Raw genomic sequence first — 12860 nt, 5'->3', positions numbered from 1 at the left:
CGGCTCGAGTGCCTCCGGCCAGAGGCTGGGGGCACTCGGTGTGCCGCGACGCTGGTTCAGTCAAACTCCATGAAATCCCGTACTGCCGCAATCAGCCACTCATCCATCGAGTGGTATTCCGCTGCCTGGTAGCGTATGGCCGCCCCAGTTGCGTCCCGCATCACGTCGTAGTCATCGACGACCACGACGTTCTTTCCGGTCCAGCAGGCCACATCATCGTTATCGGACCTGCAGGCAAAAGGAATCAGGTTCCAGCCAGGGAAAACCTCGTCTGTGTGTTTCATTCGCTGCGCCTGCTGGGCTCCTCGTAGAAGTTCCCAAGGTTCCAGATCCACCATGCCTCGCTCGATCATGCGGTCATAGAGACCTGGCAATGCAAGATTCTGCGTCAATGGTTTTCCTCCGAGCGGCCGTCAAGCACATCTGAATTCTCGAACAGACTCTACGGTTCATTTCATATGGTGAAGGAGCTCCCTCAACTGAGTTTCCGTAGCGTCGACGCGCGAGACAAGTTCCTCATTATCAATGGTCCGCAACACTGCCGATATGGCCGTTCGTAAGACATCAGTTTCTCCGTCGTCGACAGCTACCGGAAACCGGTCTTCCCCATAGCAGTCGAAGAGATCGATGAGTCTTTTTTCCGTGCAGTTCCATTGACCGCCACATCAGTGGTTTTTCGGAACTGAAAGATCCGTGTGGGTTCTCCATCCAAAACGGACCTGCCTGCGCCTGAACGCGTCGAAGCGCATCCCTTTCGACAGCAAACCTGGCCCGGTCCCCGGCAGTTGCCGATGCTTCATTCAGACAGTTCGCGAGAGCAACAATAGTCTGAGGATATGTTCCGATGAGGAATTGGCCCGGGGGGCACTCCTGCAGCACCTACTCTCGACGGTCTTCGACCTCATATCCTGGCTCTTCAAGAATCCAACGCATTACCCACCTCGAGAACTCGAAATAAAATATTGGTATCCGCCATCAGGCTTGAAGGATGTGCCGCATCGCCAGCCCTCGGGTTTCTTATCACTATCGTATCGTCAAGCCAGTAGAAGCTCTTGCCATTTGGCAAATAACGGGGAGTGCCATTGATTATCACATTCTCAATGTTGGAAGCAAATTGCTCCCTACTTGTAATTCCCGGAAACTGCCCTCATCCAATACGTGCTTTCCAAATGCGTGCCCGCCAGCTATCTCTTCTCCGGCCGGTTGCGCACGAAGACGAACTCCATTCAATACATCGCTGGCTCCCGAGGGTCGCGGGATCATGGACCCCAAAGACTGGCCCGCGTGATTGGTTGTTTGTACGCCGTGGAAAAGTTCGTCCGCTTTGGAGGTAGCCCCGTGAGCAATTCCGCCGGTGCCCGCTCCAACTATGGTTCCACGCGCAGTAGCGTCAAGGAGTCCTGCGACCGTGTGAGGACCCCCACTGACAAGGTAGCCCACCCCCGCCCCTATACCGCCGCTGAACCAAATCCACGCTTATCCACCGTCCAAGGAGCCACCGGGCCCCTTGTGCGGCTCCCAGCAGCACGCCCCCATCCAAACCTGCAAACGTTCCCGCAAGGAACCCGCCAAACCAGGCATACCCAGACACACCCAAGACCAACCACACCGCAACGAACAAAACCAGAACAACGGAACCCATCCACTGCCGAGGTAAGCCAAACCGAAGAAACAAAGAACCAACAGCCAGACGGCAAGTAACGAACCGACCTCCAGCAAACACTGTGTCATTCGGCACGAACACCATCACAGAGAGCGTGGCCTTTAACACCACCCCACTGAAGATCAGGGAGCCCTCCCAAGAATTCCGCCGCTCTTTAGTCATGACAGCTTCTCTGCTTGCTGTGCTGCTTGGATTTCATTGCCAATCACACCGAAGCCCAGACTTATCGTTGTTCACCAGCAGTTAGAGTCAGCCCAATCATGAAGCCGAGACCACAGCCCGCCCATAGCGATCCGTACGATGTCGCAATGACCGGAAGTATGTTGGACAGAGCCGCTATGGCTAGACCGCCTAGGACAATTGTGCCAACCAAAGTATTTACTGATGCAAAATTTGAACTGACATATGTCACAAACCCCATTCCGGCAATACATATAAACAAGACAATAAAGTTTGTTAGCCAAGCAGATAAGCCAAACTCGTCAAATCTATTTACGCAGGTTAAAATCGCTATAAGACCGGGAATTGTCACGCTCAGCCATTGATACCACTGGGGCATCGCTCTTTCACGAAGGGTGCGGCCCCCGGCAGTCTCTTTAGTCATCATTATTTCCATGCTTCATCGATCATTCCATTCGTTCCGAGCCCAATGAGTGAATTAATTAAGTCTGTAGTCATATTGGCCTTCGTAAAATACTCAATAGGCGAAGAGGTGCTTGTTCCAATGAGATCAGCGTAACCCTGCGATGAGTTTCCCCGCGAAGTAGAAACACCCGTAGAGAACACTCCGGACGTAGTAGAAGAAACCAGAGACTTGATCGGATCAAATGCTTCGCCATTCACACCACTCTTGAGCATGTCCCCCGCGAACCCGGCGCCTGTGTTGACGCTCGCACTCAGGAGAAACTGGGCGCCTTTGCCCGTAACGTGGCCGGCTGCTGGACTCAGTGCCCCGCTGATGACACCCGTGGAGGCACCTCCAGTTGCGCTACCCAGCAGTCCTTGGGCTGTCCAGGGGCCTCCCTTCTGAACGCGTTCACGGACGTAATCGGCGGTTCCAGTGACACCACCTGCTGCCCCGCTACCCACCATGTCCTTCAACAAATTTGCACCGAACCTCCGTGCAATGACTGCGGCATTGCCTGTGGCACGAGTCAACGTCGAAGTCGCAACATTTAAAGCCATACTTCGCACAGCCTGGCCCGCCACCACTCTTCCAACAACCAACTCCCACCCCACCACCGAACCCGACGCCGACGCGTTGTGGCTGTCGGTGGTGGTGGCGGAGACCATTTGCCCGGCAGCGTCGTACCCGTACCGGGTCACGACCCCGCCCCTGGACAGGCCGGTAATCCGGCCGCCGTCCTCACGACCGATCAACGTCACATCAGCTGTGCCCGCAGGGTTGGTGCTGTTGTCGGCGGTGGTGGTGCGGGTGTGCTCGCTGAGGTTCCCTCCCCGATACACCCACTCCTGTGAGTATTTCCCTGCGGTGGCGGTGGTGACCCGCCCGGAGGGGTCGTGGGTGAAGGCCGCGTCCCCCAGCAACGGGTTCGAAACCTTCACGACCCGGCCCGCGGGGTCGCGGGCATAGCGGGTGGTGGTGCCGGTGGGGTCGGTGAAGCCGGTCCGGTTCCCGTCACCGTCATACTCCCACCCCAACGCCCCGTTCCAGGTCCCGTTTGGTGCGGCTGGTGAGGAGGCCGCGGCGGTCAAAGCACAGTTCGTACTCCACCGCATACCCCGCCCCGCCGGTGTGGTCCGTAATGACCACCCGCCGGCCCGCCAGGTCACGTTCAATGGCGGCGATCAGGGCACCGTCCACCGAGGTGGACGCTTCCCGGCCCGCAGCGTCGTAGGCCCAGGTGGTGGTCCGCCCGTTCGGTCCGTCTGGGAGAGTTGGCGGCCTGCCGGGTCATACGTCGCGGTGGTGACCCTCCCGAGCGGGTCCGTCACACTAGCGACCTGGTCAATGGCCGTATACGTCCGGGGGGTCACCCCACCAGCCGGGTCGGTCAGAGTTCCCGACGCATTCCACATCCTTAGTGGCGTTGAAGCCAATAGGAGTCCCCTCCAGGGACTGGGGCAGTCAGCTCACCACTCCAACCGGTACTCGGCGGAGGGAAATCGATCAGTTCAGTCGACTTTTTGAAATGAATAAACCATAGGAGTTACGCCGAGGACCTCATATAGCTTCCACGTTGCTTGCGTTGTCGCCCCGATCTGGAACGAATATCGTCCACCACCCGACAAATCCGCGGCCACGGCATCCCGGTTCGACTCGGTGATATCCCTAGTCAGAGTCAGGGTCCCGCAATCCGAGGTACTGATTTGAACCCGAGACCAGGAAGCACCACCACGGTTCCCCCCTGACGCTACCCCGCCTTCAGCACCCGTAACCGTGCACTCGATCGCAACCCTATGAGTCTCGTCATACGCATCCGAAACCGGCGGCACAACAAATATGGCTATGGGGATTAGCAGGAGTGCACATCCAAGGACAAACAGAACCCACCGGTCCTTCCGCAATTGCTTCGCCGACTTTCCAGACGGATGTCTTGAGATGTCCCGCCCAGGTGATGTGTTCATGTCTCTCTCTTTAGGCTCCATTGGATTGATGTCAAGGTGCGCGGTGAACACCGGCCACAGGTCCCTTTGCACCCAGAAAGAAGCCCTGTGCTGCGGCCGAGAGTATCCCGGCACGAGAAGTGTCCGCACCGGGGCGGACCCATTGGTTTACTGCACCCTGGGCACCTCCAATGATGTGGTTCGTTGCCTCGCTCCACCCCAACGTCCAACGTTGGACATTGGGTGCGATCAGACGAGGGTTCCAACCGGCAGGGTATACCGGAGCGACATTTATGCGCGAAGTCACAAACGTTGTGAGTTTACTTCCAGCAACGCCAAAGACTGAGCCGGTCCCAAACCCTGTCACAACAGCCCCAGCATAACCGGCGAAGTCCTTGACTCTAGGGTTGTTGAACTGGTAATTGAGGACATTCGATGTGGACCCGGAGGTCCCGGCCGCCGCAGCAGCTCGTCCCGTGCTGCTAAAAGTAAATCGAAGAGCGGACTGCGCTGTGGTTGTTCCCCATCGAGCTACGGACGGGGCGGACTTGGCCATGAGGCTGGCGGTTCCCCCACCGACAAGGCCTGCTGCACCCCCGACAAGCGCATCGACCCCCACCTGTCCCCAATTCACCTGGCCCGTAATTTTCTTCTGCGACGCCATTGATACCCCACCACCTATAAAGGCACCGGAAGCCGCTCCGATCAAGGCCATACCAACGGGTCCCCCGACACCGGTGAACATCAGGCCCACACCCACGGCGATGGCGGCCCCGGCAGCGACGTATTCCCAGTTGTCGTTCCACCAGTCTCCGGTGGCGGCGATGGCGCCGCGGGAGGAGCCGTCGTAGGCTTTCAGGTCAGCGTCGGTTAGGGGCCGCAGGCCGGTGGGGTCAGAAGTGTTGAGGGGGTTGTTCCCGGCGTAGGCGTAGGGGTTCCCGTCCCAGCCCGCGCCCAGGACAGGGGCGAGAGGGTCGGTGGAAAGGAAGCCCCGGGTAGCCGGGTCGTAGGCGCGTTTGCCGAGCCATTCGAGTCCGGCGATGTCGATCCCGCCACCAGCGGTCAGGGTGATACCGGCTGGCAACACACCACCGGCACCCAAACCCGCACCAGCACCGGCACCGGCACCGGCACCGGCCAGCCCGGCACCGATTGTTGTGGTGGTTCCGGGGGTGGGGTGCGGGGTGGTGGGGGTTCCGAGGACGGCCCAGGGGTCGTACTGGTCGGTCGGGCGGGCGGCACGCCACCCGGGCGCGGTCCACGCCTCCCCGATGCCGGTGACACCGCCGGGCAGGGACAACACCTGGGTCGTCTCTATACCGGCGAGGGTCGGCACGGGTGCGGCGGTGTCCCACCACAACGGTGTCCCGTCCACGGTGGCGAGTTCACCGAGCGCGTCGACGTGGAGCCGGTGCCGGTTTCGTTCGGCCCCGTCCCGATCCTTTTCGATGGTGCCGGTGAGGTAGCCGGTGGGGCCCCAGGCGTATTCGGTCCAGGACCCGTCCGGGTCGATCACCCGGACCCGCCTGCCCAACCCGTCATACACATACTCCGTCCGGGACCCGTCAGGTTCCGTGACAGCGTGAAGCTGGCCCGCGGCGTCGTACTCAAAAGTTCGTGCCCCGGTGGGGGTGGTTTCGCGGAGCAGCCGCCCACCGGCGTCGTACTCCCACCCCACCACCGAACCCGAGGCCTCCGAGTCAGTCACAGTGGTGGTGGCGGCGGTGATCAGTTGCCCGGCGGTGTCGTACCCGTACCGGGTCACGACCCCGTTCCGGGACAGTCCGGTGATCCGCCCGCCGTCCTCACGACCGATCAACGTCACATCAGCAGCACCCGGGTTATCGACCTGGGTGCGGGTGTGCTCGACCAGGCTCCCTCCCCGGTATACCCATTCCTGGGTGTAGTTCCCGGCGGTCGCGGAGGTGATCCGCCCGGAGGGGTCGTGGGTGAAGGCCGCGTCCCCGAGCAACGGGTTCGACACGGCCGTGACCCTCCCTGCGGGGTCGCGGGTGTAGCGGGTGGTGGTGCCGGTGGGGTCGGTGAACCCGATGCGGTTCCCGTCACCGTCGTACTCCCATGACAGCGTCCCGTTCCCGTTGCCGTTCCCGTTGGACTTTCGGGTGAGGAGTCCGCGCCGGTCAAAGCACAGTTCGTGCTCCACCGCATACCCCGCCCCACCGGTGTGGTCGGTGATGACCACCCGACGGCCGGCAAGGTCGCGGGTGATGGCGGCGATCAGGGCACCGTCCACCGAGGTGGAGGCTTCCCGGCCCGCGGTGTCGTAGGCCCAGGTGGTGGTGTGCCCGTCCGGGTCCGTTTGGGAGAGCTGCCGGCCCGCCGGGTCGTAGGTGGCGGTGGTGACCCTCCCGAGCGGGTCCGTGACCGTGTCGACCTGGTCCGTGGCCGTGTAGGTGCGGGTGGTCACCCCACCCACAGGGTCGGTGATGCGGGTGAGGCGGCCGCGGATGTCGTACTCGAACCGGGTCCTGCCACCCACCCCGTTCGTCGTGGACACTAACTCCCCGGCGAGGTTGTATTCGAAGCGGCGGGTCCCGTACCAGGAATCCTGGGCGAAGCTCAGCCGCCCGACCTTGTCGTACCCGTACCGGGCCGTGCCCTCCCCCGGAGTATGCTTCGCGGTCAACCGCCCACACGCGTCGTAGGCGAAGGTTTCGACCTCACCGGTGGGCAGTCTCCTCGCCGTGAGGCGCTGGTCCGGGTCGTAGGACAGTTCCGTGACCGCCCCGACCGGGTCAATACTGCGGAACGGCCGGCCGCAATGGTCGTACTCGAACCAGGTCACCGCCCCCGACGGTGAGGTGATCGAGGTGATCTTCCCCGCAACGTCGCGGCCCAGGACCGTCAACCCGCCCTCACCATCAACCAACTCGACAGGGTTCCCCGCCGCGTCATAGCTGACCAGCTCCGCGGACCCATCCACGGCCTCGATTTTCGTGGGGCGACCGTACTCATCAAAACTGTAAGTGTTCGTGCTGAACGCGTCCGTCAGGGACGCCGTCCCGCTGGACCGGTCCGTGACCGCCCCGGTCCGGACACCGGTCGGATCCACCACGGCGGTCAGGGCACCGACCGTGTCGTACTCCCGCACCCAGTCATGCCCGCCCGGGTCCGTGATACCCACCAGCCGGGAGAGGTTGTCATGGGTGAACCCCCACGACGCCCCGTCCGGCAACACCGCGCCGGTGAGGTTACCCAGCTCATCAACCACCCGCTCGATACTGCGGCCCATCGGGTCCGTGGTGCGGGCCAAATCACCGTTGGGGGCGTACTCGAACACCGTCCGGCCCCCATCCGGGGCAACCATTACGGTGGTCCGGCCCGCGGTGTCGTGCTCGAACGCCCACACCGCCCCGTCCGGATCCACCCGACGCACCAACACCCCGGCAGCGTCGTAACTGAACCGGGTCTCGGCCCCCGACGGGCTCAACGCCGTCACCGGACGACCCGCCCGGTCCCGCACAATCCTCGCGGTGTCACCTGCGGCGTTGGACGTTCCGGTCAGGTCCCCGAACCCGTCGTACTCAAAACCAATAGTGACCCCGACCGGGTCCGTGACCTGGGTCAGGAGCCCGTCCCGCCACTGAAGCTCGGTCCGGCCACCCAACGGGTCCACCACCACCGACGGGTCCCGGGACAGGTCATCGGCGTACTCATAGGCCACGACGGCACCGGAGGCGGTGACCAAGGTGGTGATACGGTCCTGTTCGTCCCACCCATAGCTCAGGTCCGCGCCCTCCGGAGTCACGGTGCGGATCTTCCGTCCGCGGGCGTCGTAACCGTGGACCGTGACCGCACCGTCACGCTCAGTCAAAGACACCAGATTCGAATGCGCGTCATAAGCCATGGACTGGCGCCGGTCCTCCGCATCCAACACTCCCACCAGACGGCCCTTCGCATCGGCGACCCACGAGTTGGACCGGGACCCGTCCTCATCGGAGACCACCGTGACCCGGCCCGGTAAATACGCGAACCTCGTCCGCCGCCCATGCTGAGTGACCTGCAAAACCACCCGGCCGGCCTCGTCATATGTGTTCTCGGCCTCCACCACACCCGCAGCAGAAACCACCGAGGCGATCAGGCCCTGCTCGTTCCACCGATACGTGCGGGTGCCGGTCTCCGTGCCGACGGTGACCAGGCGGCCCTCGGCGTCGTACCCGTACTGGACCCGGCGCCCATCCGAACCCCGCACCACCGCGACCACACCATCGGCATAGTCGATCTCCAGGAACCGGCCCCGGACATGCACCAACCGGTGCACCACACCCGGCCCGCCGCCGTCGACCGTACTCTCCGTATCGGGTGCAGCCGCGGCTTCGCGGTCATCCACGCCGGCGGGATCCATAACATCGGACGCCACAGCATCGGATACGGTCCCTGAGGGAGCACTGCGGTGGGCGGAGATGGTCCGGCCGGGTCCTGCCCCGGTCCCGAGCCAGACCCCGGCGGTGGTGTAAGCCCACCAGCCGCCCTGGTTATCGGTCACGACCAACACCTCAGTGACACCCTCCGGGACGGAGGTCAGTTCCGCCAGGAACGGTTCCGTGACCGGGTGGCGGGCGAGCCAGTAATTCTCGCCGACCGCGCGGGCCCAACCCGCACCCTCGCGGGGGAAGTCCACCGCACGGCCGTCAGCCAGCACCCAACGGCAGCCCTCATCGGACAGGACCAGGTGCTGATCCAGCACCGAGGCCCACCCCGGACCAAACACCCCAACAGTGTCCAGGCCGGAACCGAGGGAGTTATACATCCGGGTGAGAACCAGGTCAGTGCTGGCCCCGGCGAACCCGAGATCTGTTTCGGGTTCAATGAAGTTACCCGTGGCCGTGTTCACCGGATCATTCGCATACCCGGACGAGGGCATCGCCCCGGCCGCGGTGGGCGGGTCAATGACCAGCCCGGTCCGGTTCGCCGAAACCCCGGCCGCGGCCAGTGCCTCGTTCACCGCCGCGTCCGAGAGGGTCGAGACCGCGCCCTCGCTGCCGGCGGCAGCGAACGCGTCCGCGACCACCACCGCCCACGCCGCGTCCGCCTCGTTCAACCGCAAATACTCCCGGAACGCGGTCACCACACCAGCAGCGTCGATCCGGCCCCACCCGCACCGGTCCGCGAACGAAGACAACTCCGACTCCAAGGACCCCGGCACCGACGCGATCCCGTCATCCAGGCCACGCGAACCAGCAGCGAAACTCCGCAACGACTCCGGACGGGCCGAGGACGTCCCGCCCCCGTACCCGCCACCCGGGCCCGGGGCCTCCCGCGCCCCCGACGCCGGGGCTTCCGAAGGGAACGACGGCGCACTGCCCGGCTCCATATTCGGCCGCGCTTCCTCACCCCAAAGGTTGTCCCAGCCCTCTTCAAGCCAGTTCCGGTTGTTATGCCGCCGCACCCACTCGTTGTTCTCCCGGCGCCGGTCATCCTCGTCCCGCGCCTCGGAAATCATGGTCCCCACATACCCGGCCACCGTCCGTAACGCCGCGGCCAGGGACTCCGCGTCCCGGGACGCCGTAGCCGCGTTCGCCGCGAACACCTCCGAGAAATGTCCCCGGAAATCCTCCCCCGCCCCGGTCACCAACGGGGTCCGCGAACCCGAATGCTCCTGGACCCGCGACGCTGCGGACTCAAAAGCACCCTTCACCGACTCGGCAACCCCATACACAAACCGGCCACCATGGCCAGCATCGGAATCCGGCAACAACGGCATCTCAACGAACTCGGTCACAACCACAGCCCCCCACAGAACAAGAACGCGAACAAAACCCAACAACCCACACAAACCCGCACCACAACCACGCGGGACGAACCGGCACCACCAGACCACAGCGGAACGGCCGGGCAACCACACCGCACTAAAGCGGCACGATCACCCGGCCCTCACACTCACAGCAAAAAAAGAATCAGGCCCCGCCACCGGCAGAGAAAATATCCTGCGAAATCTTCTGCAACTGACCCCGCAACTGCTCCAGCTCCTCCTTGGCCTTATCCAACGCAGCCTTCGTCTCCGGCCACGTCGAACCACGGAACTCAGCAGCCAACGGCCCATCCCACACATTCGGATCCGACAACAACCGACCCTGGGCATCCAACGCCGAAATCTGATCCGTAAACCCACCAGTAATAATCGACTGCACCTGACCGATAGCAGCCTTGGCTTGCTCAGTAGACAACACACGCGACATAGAACTTTCCTCCCAATAAGAACAATCGCAACACCCAAACCAAAACCAGCCCAGGCAACCAAACACCCACAAACTACCAACACCACCGAATAAATCCAACAAACAGACAAACCGCGCGGGGGTAACGCCAGCGGACGTTCCGCGCTCCGCTGCAACAGTCGCCGCCATGCGAGTCCCTTTTTAGCGACCATGACCGCAAAGACGGGATCCACGGCCTTGCAATCCGGCCCGAACGCCCTCGGCTGAGATCAACGTCACAAAACCGCGGGAATAACTTTTGCGCACGTAACATTTCTCAACGTCCGTTCGCTATGTTATTGACACTGCACCTAACGTGTTCCGGTGAGCACCTCAACCAACACTTCCCCAGCAGCTGGCAAGAGCGGCTTCCGGCTCCCCAAGTGGGCCGGTTCCTTCGGCGTCCAGATCATCGCAGCCCTCATTGTGGGCCTCATCCTTGGCCTCATCGCCAAGTACACGGGCAGCACCAAGACCGCCCCCAATGCCCTGGGGGCTACTCTCCAGACGATCGGCTCCAGCTACGTCTCCTTGCTGCAGACCGCCGTCGTACCTTTGATTTTCACCGCTGTGGTGAGCTCCATCGCCAACCTGCGCCAGGTGTCCAACGCCGCCCGATTGGCATGGAACACACTGCTCTGGTTCGCGATCACCTCTCTGGTATCGGTTCTGATCGGCATCGGCCTGGGCGTACTCCTGCAGCCGGGCGCAGCTACCGGCATTACAGAAGAAGCCAAGTACGCTGGCAAGACCGGTGACTGGTGGGCCTTCCTGATCGGCCTCTTCCCGAAGAACTTCCTGGGACTCGGCGCCAGCTCCACTGTGACCGAGAGCGCCAACGCTGCCACCACCGTCAGCACTGCCGTCAACTTCAACGTGCTGCAGATCCTGGTCATTGCGATCGCGATCGGTGTTGCTGCCCTCAAGGTTGGCAAGCAGGCCGAGGCCTTCCTGACGTTCAACGCTTCAGCGCTGGCCGTCATCCAAAAGGTCCTGTGGTGGATCATCCGCCTCGCTCCGCTGGGCACAGTAGGACTGATCGGTAACGCTGTGGCCATCTACGGCTGGGACACTATCGGTTCTTTGGGCAAGTTCACTGCGGCCATCTACATCGGCCTGGCCTTGGTGCTCTTCGTCCTCTACCCCATCCTGGTGCGCATTCACGGGCTCTCCATCAAGCAGTACTTCTCCGGAGTGTGGCCGGCCGTGCAGCTGGCGTTCGTTTCCCGCTCGTCCATTGGCACGCTGCCGCTCACGCAGCGCGTCACTGAACGGAACCTCGGCGTCCCCTCCGGCTACGCTTCCTTCGCCGTGCCGCTGGGCGCCACCACCAAGATGGACGGTTGCGCAGCGATCTACCCGGCGATCGCAGCCATCTTCGTGGCACAGTTCTTCGGCATCAACCTTGACTTCAGCCAGTACCTGCTGATCGTTCTGGTCTCCGTCCTTGGTTCGGCCGCTACCGCCGGTACCACCGGCGCCGTCGTCATGCTCACGCTGACACTGTCCACGCTGGGACTGCCGCTGGCCGGCGTCGGCCTCCTGCTGGCCATCGACCCCATCCTGGACATGGGCCGGACCGCCGTCAACGTGGCGGGCCAGGCACTGGTCCCGGCCATCGTGGCCAAGCGCCAGGGCATCCTGGATGAATCGCTGTACAACGCACCCCGCAACGGTGCCGCCTTTGCCGACGAGTACGCCGCCGACAAGGCAGCAGCCGAAGCGGACCATCGCGAATTGGCCGACTCGAAGGCCTAATTTCAGTCCCTTTGAAACGGCGCAAATCCCCCGGGGAGTTCTCCCCGGGGGATTTCCCCGTTAAAGGGGTCAACTCTGGATAGGCTCGGACCATGTTGATCGTCACTTCCAATGAAATCCCGGGCCACCGGATCGACGCCGTCTTCGGCGAAGTCATGGGTCTCACCGTCCGCTCACGGGACATCGGCTCGCAAATGCTGGCCGGTTTCCGCTCCCTCGGCGGCGGCGAACTGCCCGAAATGACCAAGGCACTCTATGAAAGCCGCCAGGAAGTTATGGCACGCATGGTCAACGAAGCGCAGCAACGTGGCGCCAATGCCATCGTCGCCATGCGGTTCGACACCTCTGAAATGGGCACCAACTGGACCGAAGTCTGCGCGTACGGCACCGCCGTGTACGTCCTGCCGTTGGGTGAAGGCGAACCCGGAGCTACGGGACAGTCGGTCTATCTGACCAAGACGGCCACACAACAGCCCGCTCAGCCGACACAGCCGCAGCAGCCAGCCCAGCAGCAGCAGTTCACCCAGCCCCAGCAGCCCGCCCAGCAGCAGCAATTTACCCCGCCGACTCCCCCGGCCCAGCCTCACCAGTTCTAGTCGGATCAGCCCAAAGGTCCCGCCCTCCTTCGTCCCCTCGCCGCCCAGCGGCGAGCT

At 62.8% G+C, this 12860-nt stretch carries 8 protein-coding genes; 2 read left to right on the top strand and 6 right to left on the bottom strand.

Annotated elements, in window-relative coordinates:
* Window positions 1-56: 56 nt before the first annotated feature.
* The 6 genes from CGK93_RS07370 to CGK93_RS24035 all read right to left on the bottom strand — a co-directional run bounded on the left by CGK93_RS07370 (window position 57) and on the right by CGK93_RS24035 (window position 10599).
* Complete coding sequence (locus tag CGK93_RS07370) at window positions 57-392, bottom strand: hypothetical protein (protein ID WP_089594261.1); 336 nt, start codon at window positions 390-392, stop codon at window positions 57-59.
* 1494 nt (window positions 393-1886) lie between these two features.
* Window positions 1887-2267 carry a hypothetical protein gene (locus tag CGK93_RS24040; protein WP_232481572.1) on the bottom strand — a complete coding sequence of 127 codons (381 nt, stop codon included), beginning with the start codon at window positions 2265-2267 and terminating at the stop codon, window positions 1887-1889.
* 2 nt (window positions 2268-2269) lie between these two features.
* On the bottom strand, window positions 2270-3325 hold the full coding sequence (locus CGK93_RS07365; protein WP_198318385.1) for an RHS repeat domain-containing protein: 1056 nt from the start codon (window positions 3323-3325) through the stop codon (window positions 2270-2272).
* Complete coding sequence (locus tag CGK93_RS23790) at window positions 3309-3488, bottom strand: hypothetical protein (protein WP_198318383.1); 180 nt, start codon at window positions 3486-3488, stop codon at window positions 3309-3311. The genes CGK93_RS07365 and CGK93_RS23790 overlap by 17 nt, the downstream gene beginning before the upstream one ends.
* A 795-nt stretch (window positions 3489-4283) precedes the next feature.
* On the bottom strand, window positions 4284-9974 hold the full coding sequence (locus CGK93_RS07355; protein ID WP_157731647.1) for a DUF6531 domain-containing protein: 5691 nt from the start codon (window positions 9972-9974) through the stop codon (window positions 4284-4286).
* A 175-nt stretch (window positions 9975-10149) separates the two neighbouring features.
* A complete protein-coding gene (locus CGK93_RS24035; protein ID WP_232481571.1) occupies window positions 10150-10599 on the bottom strand; it encodes a hypothetical protein in 450 nt (149 codons plus the stop codon).
* A gap of 174 nt (window positions 10600-10773) precedes the next feature.
* Between CGK93_RS24035 and CGK93_RS07345 the strand changes: the two genes are divergently transcribed.
* Together CGK93_RS07345 and CGK93_RS07340 are read left to right on the top strand one after the other, a co-directional pair.
* Window positions 10774-12207, top strand: coding sequence for a dicarboxylate/amino acid:cation symporter (locus CGK93_RS07345; RefSeq protein WP_089594257.1), 1434 nt, complete (start codon window positions 10774-10776; stop codon window positions 12205-12207).
* A gap of 92 nt (window positions 12208-12299) precedes the next feature.
* A complete protein-coding gene (locus tag CGK93_RS07340) occupies window positions 12300-12803 on the top strand; it encodes a YbjQ family protein (protein ID WP_089594256.1) in 504 nt (167 codons plus the stop codon).
* Window positions 12804-12860: the final 57 nt, after the last annotated feature.

Origin of the sequence: Arthrobacter sp. YN (assembly GCF_002224285.1) — a bacterium.
GTDB lineage: Bacteria > Actinomycetota > Actinomycetes > Actinomycetales > Micrococcaceae > Arthrobacter.
This window is presented reverse-complemented; position numbering and strand designations above follow the sequence as displayed.

Bases quoted from the DNA above. Each gene is read 5' to 3' on its own strand.
- CGK93_RS24040 (WP_232481572.1), bottom strand. From the start codon at position 2,267: ATGACTAAAGAGACTGCCGGGGGCCGCACCCTTCGTGAAAGAGCGATG.
- CGK93_RS07340 (WP_089594256.1), top strand. From the start codon at position 12,300: ATGTTGATCGTCACTTCCAATGAAATCCCGGGCCACCGGATCGACGCC.
- CGK93_RS24035 (WP_232481571.1), bottom strand. From the start codon at position 10,599: ATGGCGGCGACTGTTGCAGCGGAGCGCGGAACGTCCGCTGGCGTTACC.